Origin of the sequence: Actinophytocola algeriensis, from assembly GCF_014203735.1 — a bacterium.
Classification (GTDB): domain Bacteria; phylum Actinomycetota; class Actinomycetes; order Mycobacteriales; family Pseudonocardiaceae; genus Actinophytocola; species Actinophytocola algeriensis.
In genome coordinates, this window is record NZ_JACHJQ010000007.1 from 331955 (window position 1) to 354027 (window position 22073).

Annotated in this window: 26 protein-coding genes; 6 read left to right on the top strand and 20 right to left on the bottom strand. The window is 70.5% G+C overall.

Annotated elements, in window-relative coordinates; all coding sequences use genetic code 11:
- The first annotated feature begins 25 nt into the window (after window positions 1-25).
- Window positions 26-625 carry a tetratricopeptide repeat protein gene (locus FHR82_RS32815; RefSeq protein WP_311771377.1) on the top strand — a complete coding sequence of 200 codons (600 nt, stop codon included), beginning with the start codon at window positions 26-28 and terminating at the stop codon, window positions 623-625.
- On the opposite strand, the gene FHR82_RS32820 is transcribed toward FHR82_RS32815, so the two are convergent.
- The 7 genes from FHR82_RS32820 to FHR82_RS32850 all read right to left on the bottom strand — a co-directional run bounded on the left by FHR82_RS32820 (window position 622) and on the right by FHR82_RS32850 (window position 9203).
- Window positions 622-1986, bottom strand: coding sequence for a Gfo/Idh/MocA family protein (locus tag FHR82_RS32820; RefSeq protein ID WP_184814475.1), 1365 nt, complete (start codon window positions 1984-1986; stop codon window positions 622-624). The two genes, FHR82_RS32815 and FHR82_RS32820, sit on opposite strands and share 4 nt — an antisense overlap.
- A gap of 610 nt (window positions 1987-2596) precedes the next feature.
- Window positions 2597-3460 (bottom strand): SIS domain-containing protein, encoded by an 864-nt coding sequence (locus FHR82_RS32825; RefSeq protein ID WP_184814476.1) that lies wholly within the window; start codon window positions 3458-3460, stop codon window positions 2597-2599.
- A gap of 121 nt (window positions 3461-3581) precedes the next feature.
- The gene (locus FHR82_RS32830; RefSeq protein ID WP_184814477.1) at window positions 3582-4700 is read right to left on the bottom strand and encodes an ABC transporter ATP-binding protein; all 1119 of its coding nucleotides are present in this window, start codon (window positions 4698-4700) and stop codon (window positions 3582-3584) included.
- 122 nt (window positions 4701-4822) lie between these two features.
- Window positions 4823-5746 (bottom strand): carbohydrate ABC transporter permease, encoded by a 924-nt coding sequence (locus tag FHR82_RS32835; protein WP_311771378.1) that lies wholly within the window; start codon window positions 5744-5746, stop codon window positions 4823-4825.
- Complete coding sequence (locus FHR82_RS32840; protein ID WP_184814478.1) at window positions 5743-6606, bottom strand: carbohydrate ABC transporter permease; 864 nt, start codon at window positions 6604-6606, stop codon at window positions 5743-5745. The genes FHR82_RS32835 and FHR82_RS32840 overlap by 4 nt, the downstream gene beginning before the upstream one ends.
- A 137-nt stretch (window positions 6607-6743) precedes the next feature.
- Window positions 6744-7973 carry an extracellular solute-binding protein gene (locus FHR82_RS32845; RefSeq protein WP_184814479.1) on the bottom strand — a complete coding sequence of 410 codons (1230 nt, stop codon included), beginning with the start codon at window positions 7971-7973 and terminating at the stop codon, window positions 6744-6746.
- A gap of 153 nt (window positions 7974-8126) precedes the next feature.
- Entirely contained in the window at window positions 8127-9203 is a 1077-nt protein-coding gene (locus FHR82_RS32850; protein WP_184814480.1) for a DHH family phosphoesterase, read from the bottom strand.
- A gap of 37 nt (window positions 9204-9240) precedes the next feature.
- On the opposite strand from FHR82_RS32850, the gene FHR82_RS32855 reads away from it, so the two are divergent.
- The gene (locus FHR82_RS32855; protein WP_184814481.1) at window positions 9241-9693 is read left to right on the top strand and encodes a MarR family winged helix-turn-helix transcriptional regulator; all 453 of its coding nucleotides are present in this window, start codon (window positions 9241-9243) and stop codon (window positions 9691-9693) included.
- Window positions 9683-9934 (top strand): DUF8817 family protein, encoded by a 252-nt coding sequence (locus FHR82_RS45345; RefSeq protein WP_221464548.1) that lies wholly within the window; start codon window positions 9683-9685, stop codon window positions 9932-9934. The genes FHR82_RS32855 and FHR82_RS45345 overlap by 11 nt, the downstream gene beginning before the upstream one ends.
- Here the strand turns inward: FHR82_RS45345 and FHR82_RS32865 are convergent.
- Together FHR82_RS32865 and FHR82_RS32870 are read right to left on the bottom strand one after the other, a co-directional pair.
- The gene (locus FHR82_RS32865; RefSeq protein WP_184814482.1) at window positions 9893-10348 is read right to left on the bottom strand and encodes a putative periplasmic lipoprotein; all 456 of its coding nucleotides are present in this window, start codon (window positions 10346-10348) and stop codon (window positions 9893-9895) included. The genes FHR82_RS45345 and FHR82_RS32865 overlap by 42 nt on opposite strands.
- 100 nt (window positions 10349-10448) lie before the next feature.
- Window positions 10449-11201, bottom strand: coding sequence for an SDR family NAD(P)-dependent oxidoreductase (locus FHR82_RS32870; protein WP_184814483.1), 753 nt, complete (start codon window positions 11199-11201; stop codon window positions 10449-10451).
- Window positions 11202-11280: 79 nt separating this feature from the next.
- On the opposite strand from FHR82_RS32870, the gene FHR82_RS32875 reads away from it, so the two are divergent.
- Entirely contained in the window at window positions 11281-11853 is a 573-nt protein-coding gene (locus tag FHR82_RS32875) for a TetR/AcrR family transcriptional regulator (RefSeq protein WP_311771379.1), read from the top strand.
- Here the strand turns inward: FHR82_RS32875 and FHR82_RS32880 are convergent.
- The 9 genes from FHR82_RS32880 to rimP all read right to left on the bottom strand — a co-directional run bounded on the left by FHR82_RS32880 (window position 11822) and on the right by rimP (window position 19057).
- Window positions 11822-12226 carry a MerR family transcriptional regulator gene (locus FHR82_RS32880; RefSeq protein ID WP_184814485.1) on the bottom strand — a complete coding sequence of 135 codons (405 nt, stop codon included), beginning with the start codon at window positions 12224-12226 and terminating at the stop codon, window positions 11822-11824. The two genes, FHR82_RS32875 and FHR82_RS32880, sit on opposite strands and share 32 nt — an antisense overlap.
- Window positions 12223-12543 carry a hypothetical protein gene (locus FHR82_RS32885; RefSeq protein ID WP_184814486.1) on the bottom strand — a complete coding sequence of 107 codons (321 nt, stop codon included), beginning with the start codon at window positions 12541-12543 and terminating at the stop codon, window positions 12223-12225. Before FHR82_RS32885 ends, FHR82_RS32880 begins: the two co-directional genes overlap by 4 nt.
- 41 nt (window positions 12544-12584) lie before the next feature.
- Window positions 12585-13115 carry a TetR/AcrR family transcriptional regulator gene (locus tag FHR82_RS32890; protein ID WP_184814487.1) on the bottom strand — a complete coding sequence of 177 codons (531 nt, stop codon included), beginning with the start codon at window positions 13113-13115 and terminating at the stop codon, window positions 12585-12587.
- Window positions 13116-13140: 25 nt separating this feature from the next.
- A complete protein-coding gene (gene rbfA / locus FHR82_RS32895; protein WP_184814488.1) occupies window positions 13141-13593 on the bottom strand; it encodes a 30S ribosome-binding factor RbfA in 453 nt (150 codons plus the stop codon).
- Window positions 13594-13630: 37 nt separating this feature from the next.
- Entirely contained in the window at window positions 13631-13924 is a 294-nt protein-coding gene (locus FHR82_RS32900; RefSeq protein WP_184814489.1) for a DUF503 domain-containing protein, read from the bottom strand.
- Between the two features lie 63 nt (window positions 13925-13987).
- Window positions 13988-17008 carry a translation initiation factor IF-2 gene (gene infB, locus FHR82_RS32905; protein WP_184814490.1) on the bottom strand — a complete coding sequence of 1007 codons (3021 nt, stop codon included), beginning with the start codon at window positions 17006-17008 and terminating at the stop codon, window positions 13988-13990.
- 90 nt (window positions 17009-17098) lie between these two features.
- A complete protein-coding gene (locus tag FHR82_RS32910; RefSeq protein WP_311771380.1) occupies window positions 17099-17464 on the bottom strand; it encodes a YlxR family protein in 366 nt (121 codons plus the stop codon).
- A gap of 22 nt (window positions 17465-17486) precedes the next feature.
- Entirely contained in the window at window positions 17487-18527 is a 1041-nt protein-coding gene (nusA, locus tag FHR82_RS32915; protein ID WP_184814492.1) for a transcription termination factor NusA, read from the bottom strand.
- On the bottom strand, window positions 18524-19057 hold the full coding sequence (gene rimP / locus FHR82_RS32920) for a ribosome maturation factor RimP (RefSeq protein ID WP_311771381.1): 534 nt from the start codon (window positions 19055-19057) through the stop codon (window positions 18524-18526). Before rimP ends, nusA begins: the two co-directional genes overlap by 4 nt.
- Window positions 19058-19194: 137 nt before the next feature.
- Here rimP and FHR82_RS32925 point away from each other — a divergent pair, with 137 nt between their 5' ends.
- Window positions 19195-19662, top strand: a complete 468-nt coding sequence (locus FHR82_RS32925) for a hypothetical protein (protein ID WP_184814493.1) — start codon at window positions 19195-19197, stop codon at window positions 19660-19662.
- A complete protein-coding gene (locus FHR82_RS32930) occupies window positions 19659-20138 on the top strand; it encodes a ferritin-like domain-containing protein (RefSeq protein WP_184814494.1) in 480 nt (159 codons plus the stop codon). Before FHR82_RS32925 ends, FHR82_RS32930 begins: the two co-directional genes overlap by 4 nt.
- 3 nt (window positions 20139-20141) lie before the next feature.
- On the opposite strand, the gene FHR82_RS32935 is transcribed toward FHR82_RS32930, so the two are convergent.
- Both FHR82_RS32935 and FHR82_RS32940 read right to left on the bottom strand, forming a co-directional pair.
- Entirely contained in the window at window positions 20142-20765 is a 624-nt protein-coding gene (locus FHR82_RS32935) for a hypothetical protein (protein WP_184814495.1), read from the bottom strand.
- A 187-nt stretch (window positions 20766-20952) separates the two neighbouring features.
- Complete coding sequence (locus FHR82_RS32940) at window positions 20953-21978, bottom strand: aminotransferase class V-fold PLP-dependent enzyme (RefSeq protein WP_184814496.1); 1026 nt, start codon at window positions 21976-21978, stop codon at window positions 20953-20955.
- Window positions 21979-22073 lie beyond the last annotated feature (95 nt).

Here is a 22073-nt window from a genome sequence, read left to right on the forward strand (position 1 = left end):
CGGACGCCGGGCGCGACGATGAGGTGTGCGTTTCCTCGTACGGAGAGACCCCGTGGCGTTCCTCGCCCGCGGTGACAAGCTGGCCGAGCGCGGCGACCACGACGGTGCGATCGCCGCCTACCGCCGGGCGGCCGGTTCCGGTCACCCGAAGGTGACCGCGGAGGCCGGAGTCAGGCTCGGCACCGCCCTGCGGCGCGCGGGCGAACCCGCGAAGGCCGCGGCCGCGTACCGCGCGGTGATGTCCACCGGCGACCCGGACCAGACCCCGCGTGCGGCGTACCTGCTCGGCGAGGTGCTCACGGACACGAGCCACTTCGACGAGGCGGTGGCCGCGTACGAGGTGGTGATCGGGACCGGCCACGCGCTGCGCCCGGACGCGCTCGTGCGCCTCGCCGAGGTCCAGTGGTACGACCTGCACGACAGGGCCGCCGCGATCGCGGCCTACGAACGCGCCATCGACTCCGGCGCCCCCGCGACCGCGCCGTGCGCGATGCTCGGGCTCGCCGACGTGTTGTGCGACGACGACCCCGAGCGCGCTGCCGACCTCTACCGGCGTGCCGCCGACAGTGGTCACGCCGAGGCCGCGCCGATCGCGCGGCAGGCGTTGCGCCAGCTTGGGGGCTAGGCGGGCTTCTCCGAGTCCGTACCCGGGTGCGGGGTCTTCCACCGGCCGCGGGTGAAGTCCGGGAACTCGACGGACTTGCTCTTCCCCTTCACCGACAGCACCGACAGCGGGTACGGCGCGTTCCACGCCGCCGAGTCGTACACGTCGATGTCCGGCGGCAGCCCCAGCTGGAGCGTCTGCACGAGGCGCCACAGCATGATGTAGTCCATGCCGCCGTGCCCGCCGGGCCCGGGACCGACGTCGGTCCACAGCCAGTGGTCGTGGTCGGCGTAGGCGTCGAACGAGCCCCACTCGTCGTTCGACTGGGCGGGCTCCAGGTAGATCCGCGGCGGGTAGTCCTCGAACACGCCCTTGGTGCCCGCGAGGTGGTTGAGCCGCGAGTACGGGTGCGGGTTCGACACCCCGTGCACGATGTGGATCACTCGTCCGCGCGCGGTCTGGATCAGGCTCATCGTGACGTCGCCGTTGGCGTAGTCCTCCTGCCAGGTCGGGTCGCCCGGCGGCATGTTCGCCGCGCGGTACTCGGCCAGGCCCAGCGCGGGTGTGCTCATCGACGTCATGCGCACGAAGCGGTCACCGCGGTTCAGGTCCATGTAGGCGGCGACGGGGCCGAGGCCGTGCGTCGGGTACAGGTCGCCGTTGGTGGTGGTGTGGAACTTCCGCCGCCACTGGTCCTCGTAGTACGTCTTCGAGAACAGCAGCTCGCGCAGGTCGTGGAGGTAGGCACCGGAGCCGTGCAGCAGCTCGCCGAAGAGGCCCTCGTGCGCCATCCGCAGCGCACGCATCTCGTTCTGGCCGTAGCAGCAGTTCTCGAGCTGGATGCAGTGCCGCCGCGTGCGCTCGGACGTGTCGACGAGGTCCCACAAGTCCTTGAGCGTCAACCCGATCGGGCACTCGACCCCGACGTGCTTGCCGGCCCGCATGGCGGCGAGCGCCATCGGCGTGTGCCACTCCCAGGGCGTCGCGACGTACACGAAGTCCACGTCGTCACGCTCGACCAGGTTGCGGAAGTCCTCATCGCCGTTCGTGTACACGGCAGGCGCAGGCTGTCCCGCGTCGGTGACGACCTTCGCGGCCGCCTGGGCGAACTCAGGCCGGATGTCACACAGTGCGGTCACCTTCGCACCGGGCACCGCGAGGAGCAGCGGGAGCATCCCACCACCACGGTTGCCGAGCCCGATGATCCCGAACCGCGGATTGGCGACCCCCTCGAACGGCACACCGATCATCGACTTGCCCCGAGCCGCGGGAGCCGCCGCGGTGTCCGCCTCAGCCACCCCCGCCGTGGCCGCGAGCCCGACACCCGCGATGGCAGCACCACGCAACATCGACCTGCGCGAGACACCCGACTGCTCACCCATTGCAAGATCTCCGATCTCTCGTGCGTGAAACTGCTCGATTGCAAGCACTATCACACAGAGAGTCGTGGGAAAGCTACGTCCAATCGGACTAGCCAGAGAAAGAGGGCGCGCACCGGGCTGACGGGAGCAGCAGGCTGCCCAACTGCTGAACGCGGCGAGGAGACACGGCCGACGCCACGCGACAAGCCAGCGCAGCACGACGGCAAGACGGCGAGCCAGCGCGACTCAACTCAACGCGACAGGGCGACACGGCACGAGGGAACGGCACGACAAGCCAGCGCGACACGGCGACAACACGGAACCACGGCAAGGCAACGCCACTCAACGCGACACGGCACGACGGCACCGCAAACAGCGCGGCACGGCGGCAACGCGGGACCGTGACAAGCGAGACGGCGACGAGACAGCACCTCGACAAGGCAAGGCAAAGGCAAGGCAAGGCAACCGAGGAGAGCCACTTCAAGATCAACGGCGGCCGTCGGCCCCCCGACATCCAGCGTAGTCGGGGCCACCGACAATCAGCCCGAGTTGTCCACAGGGGGCGGCCCTCCGGCCCCGGAATCCAGCTTAGCCGCGAGCACCGACAGAACCCGGGCATCCATCCACAGGGCTACGTCAGGATGACCGAGCGGTCGAGGTTGCGCGGCCGGTCCGGGTCCAGGCCCCGCGCCTCCGCGACGGCTTCCGCCACCCGGTGCGCGCGGACCAGCGATACCAGCGGGTCGCCCGTCGACAGCTCGATGTGTGCGCCGGTGCGCTTCACCTCGTCCACCAGACCGGTGGGCGCCTCGCCGAAGACCCACACCACGCGACCCGGGGCGGCGATGGAGATGGGGCCGTGGCGGTACTCCATCGCGTAGTAGGACTCTGTCCACGACTGCGTCGCCTCGCGGAGTTTCAGTGCCGCTTCGTTGGCCAGGCCGATCGTCCAGCCGGTGCCCAGGAACGTCCACTGGGTCGCGGCCACCAGTTCGCGCGGGAGCGATGTCGCCAGTTCGGCGGTCGCCGCCGTGGTCAGGCCTGGCAGTGGCTCTCCCAGGGAGGCTCGCAGCAGTACCAGTGCCGCTGTCGCGAAGCGGGTTTGCACCACCGACTTCTCGTCGGCGAACTCCAGTGCCAGCACCTGGTCCGCGACGTCGGAGATCGGGGTCGCCGGGTCGGCTGTCACTGCCACCGTCGGCGTCGACGTGCGGGCCAGTGCCGCCAGGACTTCCGTTGTCGTTCCCGACCTCGTCAGGGCCACCACTCGGTCATAGCGACGGCCGGCCGGGAACTCCGATGCCGCGAACGCGTCCGTTTCGCCGTGACCCGCCGCCTCGCGCAGGGCCGCGTACGCCTGCGCCATGTAGTACGACGTCCCACAGCCGATGACCGCCACCCGTTCGCCCGAGGCGGGCAGGGATCCGGTGGGCACTTCCAGTGCTCGCTCCCACACGGACGGCTGGCTGGCGATCTCGTCCCGCAGGTACGTCATGTGCCACTCCCCTGTTGCGTGAACTTGCTCGTTTCATCATACATTCGCGCACAATCGCGCAAGCTGGGCTGGCAGCAAAAAGCCCGGGACCAGCAGGCCCCGGGCTCCTCGCGAACAGGGATCAGTCGGGCAGGCGCTCGCCGGAGTCGGCGTCGAACAGGTGCACCGCACCCGGCTGCGGCACCAGGCCGACCTTCTCACCGCGCTGGAACGCCGACATGCCCGGCGCACGGACGGTGATCGGCGGCGGCGCGGCGGCCTCCTCGCCCGCGTCGTCGTCGGTGGCGAGCTGCGGGGCGGAGGTCGAGCAGTACAGGAACTGGTCCGAGCCCAGCTCCTCGACGACCTCGACGGTGGCGGAGATGCCCTCGCCTGCCGGCTTGAGGATCCAGCCCTCGGGGCGGATGCCGACGACCACGTTGGAACCGGTGAGCGCCGACCGCTGGGCCGGGGTCAGGTCGATGGACTGGCCACCGATGACCGCGCCCTCACCGTTGATGGTGGCGGGGATCAGGTTCATGGCGGGCGAACCGATGAAGCCCGCGACGAACAGGTTCTTCGGCTTGCCGAACAGGCCGATCGGGGTGTCGCACTGCTGGAGGAGACCGTCCTTGAGCACCGCGACCCGGTCGCCCATGGTCATGGCCTCGGTCTGGTCGTGCGTCACGTAGATCGTGGTGACACCGAGCCGCCGCTGCAGCGAGGCGATCTGCGTTCGGGTCTGCACACGGAGCTTGGCGTCGAGGTTCGACAGCGGCTCGTCCATGCAGAACACCTGCGGGCTGCGGACGATCGCGCGGCCCATGGCGACGCGCTGGCGCTGACCACCGGACAGCTTGGCCGGCTTGCGGTCCAGGTACTGCTCGAGGTCCAGCAGCTTCGCGGCCTCGAGCACGCGCTCGGCGCGCTCCGCCTTCGGCACCTTCTTGATCTTGAGGTGGAAGCCGATGTTGTCGGCCACCGTCATGTGCGGGTACAGCGCGTAGTTCTGGAACACCATCGCGATGTCCCTGTCCTTCGGCGGCAGGTCCGTGACCTCGCGCTCGCCGATGCGGATCGCGCCCTCGTCGACGCCCTCGAGCCCCGCGAGCATGCGCAGGGTGGTGGACTTGCCGCAGCCCGACGGCCCGACCAGGACGAGGAACTCACCGTCCTCCACCTCGAGGTTCAGCTGGTCGACCGCGGGCCGCTCCGTGCCCGCGTAGTAACGGCTCGCGCCGTCGAAGGTCACTGTCGCCATGGTGATCCTTTCCTTCCGCCGGTCAAAGACCGCACCCCGTTGTCGCGGTCCGGTCTGAAACCGGCGCGCGTGCACAATCTAGAACAACAAAGACGTGAACACCACGATTCAGAATCACGAATTCACTTCACCCCGCCCGCGGTGAGCCCGGACACCAGGTGCTTCTCGATCATGGCGAACAGGGCCACGACCGGCAAGATGCCGATGATCGAGATCGCGAACACGTACTGCCACGCCGACTCGTACTGACCGATGAACCTGGTCAGCGCCACGGTGAGTGGCTGGTTCGTGTCCGTGGGCAACAGGATGAGGCTCGCCGCGAACTCGTTCCAGCACGCGATGAACGTGAAGATGATCGCCGTGACGATGCCCGGCCACACCAGCGGCAGCATGATCCGCCGCATGGACTGGCCGCGGGAGCAGCCGTCCAGCCAGGCCGCCTCCTCGATCTCCTTCGGCACGGTCGCGAAGAAGCTGTGCATGATCCACACCGCGAACGACAGGTTGAACGCCGCGTTCACGAGGATCATCGCGAGCCAGGTGTCGTTGATCTCCAGCGAGACGAACTCGCGGAACAGGCCCGACGCCAGCACCGTCGGCTGCAGCATCTGCGTGATCAGCACGAGCAGCATGAACGGCAGCTTCAGGCGGAAGCTGTGCCGCGCGGTGTAGTAGGCGGCGGGCAGCGCGGCCAGCAGCGCGAGCAGGGTGCCGCCGAGCGAGATGACGACCGTGGACAGCAGGTTGTCGGGCAGCGGCGTCTCCGGCGTGCCCCACATGTTGACGAAGTTGTCGAACTTCCAGTCCCCGGGCAGGTACTCCGGCGGCACCTTCAGGATCTCCTGGCGCGACTTGAACGCACCGGAGAGCATGATCAGGTACGGCGCGAGGAACACCAGTGCGACGACGCTGCCGACCACCGTGAGTCCCCAGCGCTTGCGGTCCCGCTTGCGCGGCGTGGCCGCGTTCCCCGTGCCCGCCTCGGTCTTCGGCGGATCGAGCACTCCGCTGGTCGACGGCGATGGTTCGGTCGCAAGCTCCCTCACGCGTTCACCTCCCGCATGGGCTTGACCACTTTCAGGTAAACACCGATGACCACGATGATCACCACGAAGTTGACCACCGACAGGGCGCTCGCCGTGTCGATCTGCCGGTCGTTCTGGATGAGTTTGAACATGAACGTGGTGGTGGTGTCCGCGTCGTTGCCGGGTATGGCGCCGGTCATGGTCTTGAGGATCGGCAGCGAGTTGAACACGTTGATGATGTTGATGATCGCGGCGACCGCGAGCGCGGGCCGCAGCATCGGGAACACCACGCTCCAGTACGTCTGCACCTTGCCCGCGCCGTCGATGGACGCGGCCTCCAGCACGTCGTGCGGGATCGTCTGCAGACCCGCCAGCACGACGAACGTCGTGAACGGCACCGACACGAACACGGCGACCGCCATGGCTGACAGGAACCCCGACGTCGCGTTCTTCAGGAACCCGTACGGCTCGTCGATGATGCCGACGTCCACGAGGAACTTGTTGATGATCCCGTAGAACGGGTCGAGGCCGTAGACGAACACCGTCGAGGTCATCACGACCGAAGCGGCCCACGGCACGATGATGACCATCCGCAGGACCTTGCGGCCGGGGAACTTCTTGTTCAGGAACTGGGCGAGAACCAGCGAGAGCAGCACGGTCACCACGACCGTGCCGACCGTCCAGACAACGGTGTTCGTGAGCACCGTCGGCAGCGGGTCGAGCCCGAACACGCGGACGTAGTTCTCGAACCCGGCCCAGCCGCGGTCCTTGCCGAACCGGGACAGGTCGCGGAACGACGTGTAGACCATGTAGCCGGCGGGGAAGATCACCACCCCGACGATCAGGACCAGCGCAGGCAGGAGCCAGGGAAGCGCCTGCATCGTCGACTGCCGGCGCGCCTGCCGCCGCAAGGCTTTGTTACGTGCTGTTACCACCCGAGCGCCCTTCTGGGTACCGGCGCGGGGCCCTGTCTCGGCAGGGCCCCGCGCCGGCCGTCTTACTGTTGTACGCCTCAGTCTCAGCCTTCGACGTCAGCCTTGGCCTGGATCGACTTGAGCACCTCGTCGACCGACTTGGTCTCGATCTGGCCGACGTCGGACTTGAAGGCACCCGAGGTCTGGCCCCAGGCCGGGTTGGTGGCCGGGTAGAACTTCGCGTCCGGCAGCGACTCGAGGAACGTCTTCAGCTCCGGCTTGGCGGCGGCCGCCTCGGCGCCCGACTTGGTCGCCGGGATGAAGCCCTCGTTGTCGTTGAACTTGACGTAGTTGTCCTGCTGGTAGAAGAAGTCGAGGAACTTCGCGATCGACTCCTGCTTGTCCTCGTCCTTGTTGAAGCCGACGAAGTAGTCGGCGACACCGAGGGTCACCGGCTCGCCGTCCTTGGTCGGGCTCGGTGCGATGGCCCAGTCGAGGTCCGGGGCCTTCTCGTTGATCTGGCCGACGATCGGCGGCAGGCCTTCGATCATGCCGATCTTGCCCTGGATGAACACGTCCAGCAGCGGGGTGCGGTCGGTCGCGCCCGGGTTCGGCTGGGTGGCACCCTCGTCGATCATCTTCTTCATGAAGGTGAGGGCTTCCTTGGCCTCCGGCGTGTCGATCGTCATCTTGCCGTCCTTCTCCCAGGACGCGCCGTTGCCGTACGCCCAGATGGACGTCTCGGCCTGCGCTTCCTCGGAGCCCAGCGGCATGCCGTAGCCGTAGACACCGCCGCCGAGCGCGGAGATCTTCTTCGAAGCGTCGAGCAGCTCGTCCCACGTCTTCGGCGGCGCGGTGATGCCTGCCTGCTCGAAGAGCGTCTTGTTGTAGAACAGCGCGCGGGTCGAGGCCACGGTCGGCACGCCGTAGGCCTGACCGTCGATCTTGGCGCTGTCGATGAACGCCGGCTCGATGTCCTCGTACGTCTCCGGCGAGACGATCTCCTCGGCCTTGTACAGCGCGCCGTCGGTGGCGTAGGCCGGACCCGCGGCATCCAGCTCGAGGATGTCCGGCGGCTTGTTGTTCTGCATCTTCGTGGTCATGACGTTGTAGATGTCGTCCCAGCTCTGGGTCTCGAGCTTGACGTCGATGTTCGAGTTCTCCGCCTCGAAGTCCTTGACCAACTGCTCCCAGTACGGCTTGGTCTTGTCGCCGTAGATGGGCACCAGCAGCTCCAGGCTGACGTTCTCGCCATCGCCGCCGCTGCCGCTGCCCGAGTCACTGCCGCAGCCGGCGAGTCCGAGCGCTGCCGCGGTCGCCACCGCGACTGCCATTGTGACGCGCCTCAAGATGTCCTCCGTTTCCGCCTGGCCGGTCCGGTCCGCCTGGCTGGGTCGCCGCTCCGGACCGCTGTGGTCCCTTGGCCCGAAATGGCGATTGGTTTATACCACTTGTTCACCCGAACGCCGCCCATTGTCCTCAAGTGGTTACGAGCGGTACCGGGTCAGTGGAGTGTGCGGAGCGAGCACCGGACACTCCCGCAACATCTCCCGCACCCGGGCGACCACGTCGGCCGCGGTCCCGGTCGTCGTGAAGCCGGCCGCGAGCCGGTGCCCGCCACCGCCCATGCCGACCGCCACGACCCGCACGTCCACCGCGCTTTTCGCACGCAGCGAGCCCGACCACTCACCGGGCGCCATCTCCTTGATCACGAGCGCGACCTCGGCCTCACTCGTCGTGCGCAGGATGTCCACGACGGACTCGACCTCCTCGAGCCGCACACCCGCCATGTCGTCCAGGGTCACCGCGGTGTGCACGAGCCCGTGCCCGCCCGCCGCCGCCGGCTCCAGCTCGGCCCTGCCGAGGACCCGCGCCAGCATCGGCAGCCACGCGAACGGGTGCCCGTCCATCAGCTCTCGCGCGATGACCGTCGGCTCCGCACCGGCCTCGACCAGGCGGGCCGCGGTCCGGTGGGTGGCCGCGGTGGCGCGGCGGAAGGAACTGGTGTCGGTCATCAGCCCCGCGTACAGGCAGCGGGCGATGTCCTGGTCGAGCGGGACGCCCAGCTCGTCGACCAGCGCGAGGACCAGCACGGCCGTCGCCTCCGCGGTCTCGTCGACGACGTTGTGCGTGCCGAACCCGGTGTTGGACGCGTGGTGGTCGACGACGAGCACGTGTCCGCTCGTGCCGACCCGGTCCGCCAGCCAGCCGAGCCGGGCCGCGCTGCCGGTGTCGAGGGCGACCAGCAGCTCCGGCGCGGCGGGCACCTCGCTCGCCGGGACGACGAGCCCTGCGGTGTCGAGGCCGCGCAGCGATTCGGGCACCTCGGCGGGCGGCCCGAACGACACCCGCACGGTCGCACCCAGCTTCCGCAGCGCGAGGGCGAGCGCGAGTGCGCTGCCGAGCGCGTCCGCGTCCGGGTTGACATGCCCGAGCAGGGTCACGTCGGTCGCGGTCCTGAGCAGTTCCGCGGCCGCACGAAGATCGGCGGTCAGCACCCGCACAGCCTCACGCAACCGGGCGGTGCCGTCCAGTGGTACCCGGGTGGCCGCGACGGACAGCATTTTGACAGGTACCTGTCGATCTGGCAGTTTGTCTCGCGTGTCCGAACTCAGCCCCGGCGGGTGGGCGTTCTCCGAGTTGCTGGTCGAGGTGTTCCGCGTGAACGGGTTGCTGCTGGCCGCGGGCGACGCACTGACCCGGCCGGCCGGGCTGACGAGCGCGCGGTGGCAGGTGCTCGGCGTCGTCGACCACGGCCCGGCCACTGTCGCGCAGGTGGCGCGCACGATGGGTCTGACCAGGCAGTCCGTGCGGCAGACCGCCGACGCGCTGGCCAGGGACGGCATGGTCGCGTTCACCGACAACCCCGCCGACCGCAGGGCACGGCTCATGACCTTGACCGACACCGGCCGCACCGCGCTGCGGTACGTGGAGGAACAGCAGGCGGGCTGGGCGTCCGCCATCGCCGAGCGCATGCCGCACTCGGAACTGCGCGCGGCACTCGCGGTGCTGCGCGATCTCGGCGACCTGCTGGAGGACACACATGACCGGTGAGGTGACCGTCCCCCTGCTGCCGTGCGCGGCGGTGGACGACATGGTGGCGTTCTACGACACGCTCGGCTTCCGGCGCACCTCCGCCAGACGAAGCCGAACCCCTACGTCGTGGTGCGGCCGGGCGGCAACCAAGATCCTCGACGGCGCGCTCGCCCGCGAACCGGACGCGCCGGAGCGGGTGGAGGCGCTCACCGACCTGCTACCCGGTGGCGACGCACGGGGACTCGGCCCCGAGCAGTAGCTCGCCCTCGTCGTTGTCCTTCAAGGACATCCGGAACCCGTCCGCCGTGTTCTCCACCCACACGTAGTGCCGGGCGGGCCGCAGGTCGCGCACGACCTCGAAGCCGTTGTCCTCCCACCAGCCGACCATCGTGTCGAAGTGCCGGTTCTCGTCGACGAGGCCACGGATCCAGTACGTGTTGCGGACGACCACGCGGCCGCGGGGCTCCCCCCGGCACGGGCCGGACGCGGCAGGCGCAGCCTCCTCCAGCTTGACGTCCGGCAGCGCCGTGGCGGCGCGGCGGACGTAGCTGTCCACCCGTTCGTACGCCTCCGACTCCGTCACCTCATCCGAGGTGGCGGGGCCGCCGCACCCCGCCAGCACCAGCGTGATGGCGAGGAGCGGGAACCACCTCAGGGCGCGCCGCACTGCCACAGCCACACCACCTTCGTCGGAGCACCGCGAATTCCAGAGTGGACGTTCCAGGTCCACCGCGGTGTGACGAGGATAGCGGTGCCGGGCTCGGATCGAGCCGCTAGTTCTGCCCGGCGAGTACCGCCACGTGCTGGCGGCCGCCGTCGACGTCGAGCGTGATGCCGTGCACGAACGCGGCGTCGTCGCTCGCGAGGTACACCGCCGCGCGGGCGATCGCCTCGGGATCACCCGGCGTACCGGCCGGGGTCCCGGCCATCATGCCGGCGGCCGGGTGGTCCTCCCCCAGCTCGTGGACGACGCCCGGCGAGATCGCGTTGACCCGCACGCCACGCGGCCCGTACTCCGCCGCCCACGTCCTGGTCATCGTCTCGACCGCGCCCTTGCTCGCCGAGTACGCGATCCCGCTCGGCACACCGAGCCGGGCGATCCACGAGCCGAGGTTGACGATCACCCCGCCACCCCGCTCGGCCATGGCGGGCGCGAGCGCGGCGACCAGGAAGACCGGCGCCTTCACGTTGACCGCGAACACCGCGTCGAACGCCTCCTCCCGCACCTGCTCGGTCCGTGCCGGGTCGATGAGGCCCGCGTTGTTGACCAGGATGTCGACGTGCCCGAGCACGCTGGTGGCCTCGGTGGCGAGCGCACGTGCGCCCTGCGCGGAACCGAGGTCGGCCGCGACGAAGTCGGCCTTCCCGCCCGCCGCCCTGATCTCGGCGACCACGGCGTCGCCACGTTCCTCGTCGCGGCCGGACACGAGCACGTGCGCACCCTCCGCCCCGAACGCGAGCGCGATCGCGCGGCCGATGTTGCTGGTGGAGCCGGTGACGAGTGCCGTCCTGCCGGTGAGACGCATGGCTTCGATCCCTTCTTGGACTGACCGGTCCAATCCTACGTTCGTCTGGACCGATCAGTCCAAGAGTTAGAGTGTGATCGTGCTGACGGCGAAGGGCGCGGCGACCCGCGAGCGGATCGTGCTGGGCGCGGCGGAGCTGATCCGCGGCCGCGGCCTGTCCGTCGGCCTCGACGACATCCGCGGCGCCACGTCGACGAGCAAGAGCCAGCTGTTCCACTACTTCCCGGACGGCAAGGCAGACCTGTTGCTGGCGGTGGCGCGGCACGAGGCCGCCCGCGTGCTCGGCGACCAGCAGCCGCACCTCGCCGACCTGACCACGTGGGAGAAGTGGCTGGCGTGGCGGGACCGGGTCATCGAGATCTACGACGGCCAGCGCGCGGGCTGCCCGCTCTCCGCGCTGGTGTCGCAACTGGCCACCCCGGGCGCCCGGGAGATCATCACGGAGCTGTACGAGCAGTGGCACCGGCACCTGGTGACCGGCATCGACGCACTGAAGGCCAACGGCGCCACCCCGGCCGGGTTGGACGAAAACCGTGCTGCCACAACGATTCTGACCGCCGTCACCGGCGGCGCGAACCTGCTCCAGGCGACCGGCGACATGACCTACCTGGAGACCGCGCTCACGGACGCGCTCGAGTCCCTCCGGAACTGAACGGCACCGGGCACTCGGGCCGGTCCGCGCACTCGACCAGGTCGTCGCACCCGGCGTCGAGCGCGGCACGCAACGAGTCGCGGACGATCGACAGGTCCGCGATCCGCGCCTCCACCTCGGCGAGCTTCGCCGTGGCACGGTCCGCCAGTCCGGTGTGGAGCTCGAGCAGTTCCGCCACCTCGTCCAGCGTGAACCCCAGCCGCTGCGCGGCCTTGATCACGCGCAGGACGGTCACCGCCTCCGGCCGGTACACGCGGTGCCCGCCGAGCGTCCGCTCCGGCTCGGCCAGCAGCCCGCGCCGCTCGTAGTAGCGCAGCGTCTCCGGGTTCACCCCGGCCGCACGCGCGACCTCCCCGCTCCGCAACCCGGTCACGGCGCCACTCCCGACACGGCCCGCGCGGCCAGCGCGTCGAGCACCTCGACGTGCTGCTCCCCCACCGACACCCCGAGCGTCAGCTCCCCCGCCGTCAGGGTCAGGGTGAACGTGAAGAACGAACAGCATCCGGTCTCCCGCGCGGCCAGCGCCGCCGCGGTACCCGCCACCTCAGGGGGAAGCGCGAACCGCAGCTCCCCCGGCGCGACCCGCTCCGCACTGGTCGCGGTCGCGAACAACGCGTCGAACTCGGCCACCCGCAGCGGCCGGTCCGCCGTCGGCAGCGTGCACGCCGACGGCACCCATTCCAGCTCCATGACTCCACGGTAAGCCCGTACCCGGGTACCGGATGCAAGCCTCAATCCTGGAACAGCGTCCGCGCCACGCCACGCGCCGCGGCGGTCAGGTCGTCGCCCAGGCGCGCGGGCAGCGCGCCGGCCTGCCACAGCGTCGCGAAGCCGTGCATCAGCGACCACGCCGCGACCTCGTTGTAGTCACCCGGTTTCCGCGCCGCGCCACGCGCGAGCACCGCCCCCGCCCGCGCGCGTGCCGCGGCCAGTGCCGGGTCGTCGCGGTGGTGGGTGTCGGGGCGGAACATCACCTCGAAGTGCGCCGGGTGCGCGACCGCGAACCGGACGTACGCGACGCCCACTTCCGCGAAGTCGTCCCCGGCCGCGGTCAGCGCCTCGGCCAGCAGGTCGAAACCCTCCTCGGCCAACGCGGTCAGCACGCCGGCCTTGTCACCGAAGTGGTGGACCGGCGCCGCGTGCGAGACTCCGGCCCTGCGGGCGACGTCGCGCAGGCTCAGGTTGGCCGACCCGACGGCCGTGATCGCGTCGACCGCGGCGCTCAGGATCGCGCGCCGCAGATCCCCGTGGTGGTACGGCATGCCGGCGATCTTACCGCCGACAAGATCAATCCTCTTCCTCGTCGTCCTCACGGGGTGCCCGGTACGGGTCCGGGTCACCGGCGGGCTTCGCGCCGTTGGCGAGCCGGGCCACCTCCGCGTCCGCGGCGGCCGCCCTGGCCAGCAGGTCCTCGATGTTCTTCGAGTCCTCCGGGATGGGGTCGGCGACGAACGTGAGCGTGGGGGTGAACCGGACGCCGGTGCCCGCGCCGACCATCGACCGCAGCACACCCTTCGCGGACTCCAGCGCGGCGGCCGCCCCCTGCATGTCCGGCGTCACGTCCAGCCTGTCGCCGAGCACGGTGTAGTACACCGTCGCGTCGTGCAGGTCCGCGGTCACCTTGGTGTCCGTGATCGTCACGCGGGCGAGCCGCGGGTCCTTCACCTCGTGCTCCAGCGCGGACGCGACGATCTGCGCGATCCGCTTCGCGAGCTTGCGGGCGCGTGGTGCGTCAGCCACGACGGTCTCCTTCTACTGTGCTTCGACGGAGCACGGATCAGTCCTCGGGACCCAGCCACCGGCGACGCGCCGACAGAAGGTCCAGCTCCGGCCGTCCCGCGACCAGCCGCTCACACTCGTCCAGCACGTCGTCCACGTGCGACGCGTCGGCGGCGACCACGGCGACACCGATCAGTGATCGCCGGTGCTTGTCCAGGTGCCCGGCCTCGGCGACGGTCACCTCGAACCGCTTGCGCAGTTCGGCGATGACCGGCCGCACGGCCGAACGCTTCTCCTTCAACGAGCGGATGTCGCCAAGCAGCACATCCAGCTCGAGAGCCCCCACATACAACGGAAATCCTTGAAACGAGTAGGTCCCGGCGCCGCCTCGGAGGGCGGCGCCGGGAACGTCGACTCAGTCGCGCGGCTTCTCGCGCAGCTCGTAGGTCTCGATGATGTCCTCGACCTTGAGATCGCCGTAGTTGCCGAGCGTCAGACCACACTCGAAGCCCTCGCGGACCTCGACGGCGTCGTCCTTGAAGCGGCGCAGCGAGCTGATCGGCAGGCCCTCCTGGACCACGACACCGTCGCGGAGCAGCCGGGCCTTGGCGTTGCGCCGGATCTCGCCGGAGAGCACCATGCAACCCGCGATCGTGCCGACCTTCGAGGACTTGAACACGTCGCGCACCTCGGCGCGGCCGAGCTCGACCTCTTCGTAGACCGGCTTGAGCATGCCCTTCAGGGCCTGCTCGATCTCGTCGATCGCCTGGTAGATGACCGAGTAGTACCGGACGTCGATGCCCTCGCGGTTGGCCTGCTCGGTGACCTTGCCCTCGGCGCGGACGTTGAACCCGAGGATGATCGCCTCGGACGCGATCGCCAGGTCCACGTTGGCCTTGGTGATGCCACCGACACCGCGGTCGATCACCCGCAGCTCGACCTCTTCACCCACGTCGAGCTGGGTGAGCGCGTCCTCGAGTGCCTCGACGGTACCCGAGTTGTCGCCCTTGATGATCAGGTTGAGCTGGCTGGTCTCCTTGAGCGCCGAGTCCAGGTCCTCGAGGCTGATCCGCTTGCGCCGCGAGGCGTTGGCCGCGTTGCGCATGCGGGCCGCTCGGCGCTCGGCGATCTGCCGTGCCGTGCGGTCCTCGTCGACCACCAGGAAGGTGTCACCCGCGCCGGGCACCGACGTGAAGCCGATGACCTGGACGGGCCGCGACGGGGTCGCCTCGGTGATGTCCTCGTTGAACTCGTCGACCATCCGGCGCACGCGACCGTAGGCGTCGCCCGCCACGATCGAGTCGCCGACGCGCAGCGTGCCGCGCTGGACCAGCACCGTGGCGACCGGGCCGCGACCGCGGTCCAGGTGCGCCTCGATGGCGACGCCCTGCGCCTCCATCTCCGGGTTGGCCCGCAGGTCGAGCGCCGCGTCCGCGGTGAGCACGACCGCCTCGAGCAGCCCGCCGATGTTGATGTTCTGCCGCGCGGAGATGTCGACGAACATCGTCTCGCCGCCGTACTCCTCGGCGACCAGCCCGTACTCGGTGAGCTGCTGGCGCACCTTCTGCGGGTTGGCACCTTCCTTGTCGATCTTGTTGACCGCGACCACGATCGGCAGGTCAGCGGCCTGCGCGTGGTTGATGGCCTCCACCGTCTGCGGCATGACGCCGTCGTCGGCGGCGACCACGATGATCGCGATGTCCGTCGAGTTCGCACCACGAGCACGCATGGCGGTGAACGCCTCGTGACCCGGGGTGTCGATGAAGGTGATCAGCCGCTCGTTGCCGTCGACGTCGACCGCGACCTGGTAGGCACCGATGTGCTGGGTGATGCCACCGGCCTCGCCCTCGTGCACGGTCGTCTTCCGGATGGTGTCCAGAAGTCGCGTCTTACCGTGGTCGACGTGACCCATGACGGTCACGACCGGCGGCCGCGCCTGCAGCTCCTCCTCGCCACCGGCGTTCTCGCCGTAGGAGATGTCGAAGGAGTCGAGCAGCTCGCGGTCCTCCTCCTCCGGGGAGACGACCTGCACCTTGTAGTTCATCTCGGTGCCGAGCAGCTCGAGCACGTCGTCGGAGACCGACTGCGTCGCGGTGACCATCTCACCGAGGTGGAACAGCACCTGCACCAGCGAGGCCGGGTTGGCGTTGATCTTCTCGGCGAAGTCGGTCAGCGAGGCACCACGCGGGAGACGGATCGACTCGCCGTTGCCCTTGGGGAGGCGAACACCGCCGACGCTGGGCGCCTGCATGTTCTCCATGTACTCCTGGCGCTTCTGCCGCTTCGACTTGCGGCCACGCCGGGACGGCCCACCGGGCCTGCCGAACGCACCCGCGGCGCCACCGCGACCGCCACCGGAGCCGGGACGGCCACCGCCGCCACCGCGGAAGCCACCGCCACCACCGGCCGGGGCACCGCCGCCGCCACCGGGACGGTAGCCACCGCCACCGCCGCCGCCGCCACCACCGGGACCGCCGCGGAAACCGCCGCCACCGCCACCGGGACCGCCACGTGCGCCACCGCCGCCACCGCCACCGGGACCGCCACGCGCGCCGCCACCAGGGCCGCCACGTGCGCCGCCACCGGGACCACCGCGGCCGCCACCGGCCGGACGAGCAGGCCGAGGGGGCATCATGCCCGGGTTGGGCCGGGGCGGCATCGAGCCGGGCGATGGCCGGTTGCCGCCACCCGCGGGTGCGCCGCCGCCACGCGGGCCGGGCGCCGGACGGTCGCCACCGGGACGAGCCGCACGATCGCCGCCGGGCGCGCCCTGACCAGTCGGCCGGGGGCCGGGAGTGGGACGAGCGGGCGGCGCGCCAGCGCCGACGCCGAACGGGTTGTTGCCAACGCGCGGCGCACGCGGGCCAGGCTTGGGCGACTGCCGCTTGGGCGGCACGACCTGGCCACCCTGGTTGTTGTCCCGGGCGGCCGCGGGCTGCTGGGCCTGCGGCTGCTGCTGCTGAACCGGCGGCTGCTGCTGGGCCGGTGCCGGAGCTGGGGCCGGCGCCTCAGCGGGGGCGGGCGTCGACGGCCGGGCCGGGCCGGGCCGCGGGCCTGGGCCCGCCGCCGGCTGCCTCGGTGCCTCGGTCGTCTCCACCTTCGCGGCGGCCGGCTGCGGGGCCGGCGGCCTCGGGCCTGGCTTCATCGCCGGCTTCGGAACGGTCTGCGCCACCGCTTCGGTGACCTCCGGCTCACTGGGACTCGCCGCGGGCTTCGGCTGCGCCGGGGCTGCTTGGGGTTGGGACCTGCGCGCGCCGTCGGACTTGGCGCCGCCTGCCTTGGGGTATGCGTCTCGCAGCCGCCGGGCCACCGGGGCCTCGACGGTCGACGACGCGCTCTTCACGAACTCTCCGAGCTCCTTGAGCTTCGAGAGGACGTCCTTGCTGGTTACACCGAGCTCCTTAGCGAGCTCGTGCACTCGGGCCTTGCCTGCCACTGCTCTCCTCGTCCGAGTGAGGCCGGCGGCACTTGACCCGCGCGACCTCGTCTATTGCCTGACGTTCATGGCTTCAGCTTCACGGCTGACTCATGACGGGTCGACCTGCTTTCGTTCGTCCAGCCCGGTCCGGGAAGATCCCGTGCCGGTCGTGCGGTGAACCAGTGCCTCCAGCTGGGCTCGGAGGCCTCCGGTGTCGGGCGGCTCCGGTACGCGTAACGCTCTCGCGAACGCGCGCCGCCGCTCGGCCTTGCTCAGGCAACCGAGATCGGGATGCACCCACGCCCCGCGACCCGGAAGTGATCTTCGCAGATCGAGAGCGAGTTCCCCATCCGAAATCACGACCCGGAGCAACTCACCGGACAACGCCCTGGTCCGGCAGCCGACACAAGTGCGCACCGGGCCAGAGGCCGGTGCTGACGCGTGCGAGGGCGCCGGTCCAGATCGTCGAACCACTGATGAGTCTATCCCGTCCGTGTCAGTCAGCCGAACCCGACGCCGGTGCGACCTGCCCCACGTCGCCGGAAGCCTCTTCCGGGTCGGCGGGAGCGGCGTCGCTCCGGATGTCGATTCGCCAGCCGGTCAGGCGGGCGGCGAGGCGGGCGTTCTGGCCCTCCTTGCCGATCGCCAGCGACAGCTGGAAGTCCGGCACGACGACTCGAGCGGTCTTCGCCCGTTCGTCGACCACGCGGACGGAGATCACCTTCGCAGGCGACAACGCGTTGCCGACGAAGGTGGCCGGATCGTCCGAGTGGTCGATGATGTCGATCTTCTCCCCGAGCAGCTCGCTCATCACGTTGCGCACCCGCGCCCCCATCGGGCCGATGCACGCGCCCTTGGCGTTGACGCCGGGGACCGTGGACCGGACCGCGATCTTGGAGCGGTGGCCGGCCTCGCGCGCGACCGCCGGGATCTCGACGGTGCCGTCGGCGATCTCCGGGACCTCGAGCGCGAACAGCCGCCGCACCAGGTTCGGGTGCGATCGGGACAACGTGATCTGGGGTCCCCGTGTTCCCCGGCTCACCCCGAGCACGTAGCACTTGATGCGCGTGCCGTGCTCGTAGCGCTCGCCGGGCACCTGCTCGACCGAGGGCAGGACGCCCTCGGTGTCGCCGACCTGGACCACGACCATGCCGCGGGAGTTGGCGCGCGCGTCGCGCTGCACCACACCGGCGACGATCTCGCCCTCCTTGGCGGAGAACTCGCCGAAGGTCTTCTCGTTCTCGGCGTCCCGCAGGCGCTGCAGGATGACCTGGCGCGCGGTCGTGGCGGCGATCCGGCCGAAGCCCTCCGGCGTGTCGTCCCACTCGTTGAGCAGCTCGCCGTCCTGGCCGAACTCGGACGCGAGCACGCGGACCACGCCGGTGCGCCGGTCGATGTCGATGCGCGCGTGCGCCTGGTGGCCCTCGGTGTGCTTGTACGCGGTGAGCAGCGCCGTCTCGATCGCCTCGATCACCGTGTCGAAGGGGATGTCCTTGTCACGTTCGATGGCACGCAGTGCCGCGATGTCGACATTCACCTCGACCCCTCCTCTTCGTGTGTCAGTTGGGCGATCTCCGCCGCGGGTGGCTCTTTGAACTCCACCTCGATGACGGCGTGTTCGATGTCTGTGTAGGCCACGCGGCGCAACTGCCCCTCGACCAGCAGCTCGACGTCGTCGTCGCCCGCGTCGCCGACGCGGGCGAGGAACTTGGCTGCCGCGTCGCCACCGGCCTGCGTGACCGAGACCTTCCGCAGCCGCGCGCGGCGCCAGTGCCTCGGCTTGGTCAGCGGCCGGTCCAGGCCGGGCGAGGTGACCTCGAGCGTGTAGGCGGCGGCAAGGACGTCGTCGCGCGAGTCCAGCGCCTCCGACACCGCTCTCGACACCACGGCTACCTCGTCGAGGCCGATTCCGTCATCACCGTCGACGACGACCTTCACGATCTGCTTGCGGCCGGCCTGCTGGACGACCAGCTCCTCGAGTTCGAAACCGGCCTGTGCCACGGCGTCCGCGACGATTGGCTCCAGCTCCTCGCCGGCGCCGCCTGCGCGTTGTCGCTGACCTGGCACGTGCCGCTCCCTGCTGTTGTGGACGTTCACCTTGCGTGGTTGCCAAGCGTATCTCGTCTGCCCTGACGCCCTGGCCCCGAGCAGGCATGGTGCGTCCGACCGGGTGGCGGAGCGGCCTGGCAGTATGACCGCCTGTGATGGTCACCCGTCGAGCGGCACTGCGTCTTGGCCTACAGGTCGGCACAGTGGCCGCCCTGGTACCGGTGGTGGCGGCGTGCACGGAGGAGCCGTCCGCCCCGCCACCTCCCGATCCGCTCGCCGAGCTCGCCGCGAAGGCCCGTGCCGACGCCGCACTGGCCACCGCCATCGCGACCGCGCAGCCCGCGCTCGCCACCGCCGCGACGGAGATCGCCACGGCGCGGACCGAGCACGCGACCGCGCTGCAGGCCGAGGTGGACCGCGAACGACCGCCCGTGTCGTCCTCCTCGACGCGGCCGCCCGCCACGCCGGACGTCCCCGCGGACGGGGTCGCCGCGCTCGTCGACGCCCTCACGACGGCGGAGAAGCAGGCCGCCGACCTGGTCGCCTCCGTGCCGCGCTACCGGGCCGGGCTGCTCGGGTCGGTCGCCGCGGGCTGCGCGAGCCTCCGGGTGGTGCTCACATGACCTCTCCCACGCCACCGCCGTCGCAGGGCCCTTCTTCGCTGCCGGACGACGCCGCACAGGCCACGCAGGACGCACTGGGTGCCGAGCACGCGGCCCTGTGGGTGTACGGGCTGGTGAGCGCGTTCCTGCCCGCCGACTACGGCAACGCGCTGCAGGAGGGCTCGAACGCGCACCGGGCGCGCCGGGACGCGACCGAGCTGCTGCTGAGCGGTGCCGGGCAGAGCCCGCGTTCCGCGGAGGCCGCGTACGTGCTGCCGCAGGAGGTGGCCGACGAGCCGTCCGCGCTCGCCGTGCTGGTCGTGGTGGAGACGGACGTGACGGTCGCGTGGCGCGCGGTGCTGGAGCGCACGGACGACAAGACGCTGCGCGCGGCCGCGCTGGGCGGTCTCACGGACGCGGCCGTGCGGGCCACGCGGTGGCGGCGCGCCGCGGGTCAGACGCCCGCGACGCCGCCGCTGCCGGGCACGCCCGGCTGAGGCTCAGCCCGACTTCGTGTCGACCTGCTGCGCGAGCAGCAGCGCGTCCTCGCAGACGGGGTCGAGGATGTTCTTCTCGTCCTTCTTCTGGTCCCCTTCGGTCTCGCTCTGGTCCTTGGGGTCCAGGTCGGCCTCGACGATGACGACCTCGTTGCCGTTCTGCTTGGCCGCGTAGCCGCCGCCCGCGCTCAGCCGGTCCATGCCCTCGATCGTGACGCCGCGGTCCCGCACGACGTCGTTGACGTTGCCGGAGCCGTCCTCGTCCGTGAGCGCGCGCAGTTCCGCGGCCTTCTCGTCGTCGGGCATGGTGACCACCGAGACCGACGCGTAGACGGTGCGCCCGTCGACCTCCGTGACGAACAGCTGCTGGGACAGGTGGTCGCACGGGGTGGACTGCAGGTGCTCACGGATGCGGCCGTACGCGTGCTCCGCGCAGTTCTCGTCGGTGGCGGGCGAGGTCATGTCCGGGTGCGGCGTGAAGGCGTACCTGCCCTCGGCCTTCTGCTCGGTGCCGCCCTGGTCACCCGCGGTGTTCTCCTGTTTGCCGTCGTCGATGACGTAGTACCAGACCACACCGGAGATGACCGCGACCCCGACGAGGCCCAGGATCCGCAACCCCCACTGCATGGCGGGGTTCCCCTTCGGCCGGGGTGGTTCGTCCTGGCGGAACTGGATCGGGGGTGGGCGATCCGGTGCCCTCTGCGGGCCGTTTGCGGGCCACTGCGGTTGCCCGGGGCGGTAAGGAGCCGACACGGGAGGCACCGTAACCGGACATACGTTGGTTAACCAGGGCGAGGTCCCATACCGGTCCTCGTCAGGGTCTGGTAGCCAGCGCCCCGAGCACCCGGTCGACGTCGTCCTCGGTGTTGTACAGGTGGAACGACAGCCGCGTCCTGCCCGCCCGTACGCTGCTCACCACCTCCGCGGCGGCCAGGCGTTCCCGCTGGTCAGCGGTGAGTTCGAGGGAGATGATCGCCGAGCCCGCCGGTTCGTGCCCCAGCTCGGTGAGCACCTTGTCGGCGAGCCGGACGCAGTGGTCCCGGACCTGTGCGAGGTCGAGCGCGGCCAGCCACTCGGTGGAGACGGCGGCACCCAGTTGCGAGAACCAGACCGGGGACAGGTCGAGCCGTCTGGCGGTGTCGGCGAGGCGCAGCGGCAAACCGTAGACGCCGTCCCAGGGGTCGGCGGCGGCGTACCAGTTGGCGACGTGCGGTGTCACCGGCCGGGCGTCCGGGTGGACGGCGAGCCAGGCCGCGCCGCGGGGCGCGAACAGCCACTTGTAGCTGCCGCCGACCACGTAGTCGGCCCAGGCCAGGTCCAGCGGCAGCCAGCCGACGGCCTGCGTGGCGTCGAGGAGTACCGGTGTGCCGGTGGCCGCCAGCGCGTCGAGGTCGGCGAGCACCCCGTCGGCGGACTGCACCACGCTCACGGCGACGAGGTCCGCGTCGGCGGCGGCCTCGGCGAGCCGCGCGTGCGGCACCTCGGTGACGGTGACACCCCGCTTCTCCTGCGCGGCGAACGGGAAGGTGACGCTGGTGAACTCGCTCCCCACGGTCACCACGCGGGTCCCGTCCGGCACGCTCGCGGCGACGAGGCCGACCAGCTGCGAGACGCTCGCCCCGCTCGCCACGTGCTCCGGTGCGACGCCGGTGAGCCGGGCCCAGTTCACCCGCGCTGCCGTGACGTACCGGTCGTACTGCGGCGGCCGCGCGGCACCCGTGCGCCAACCCGTGATCGCCTCGGCCACCGCGTCGGCGACCGCCGCCGACGGGATACCGATGCTCGCCGTGTTCAGGTACCCGGTCGGCACGTCGAAGCGCGCCTCGAAAACCTCTCGCACACGCTCGAACCTACCCGCGAGGATGCGCGCGTGATCACACCGTCACCGACGTCCACGCATCGGAGTGGCTCCTCGAGATCGAGGCGATCGCCGTG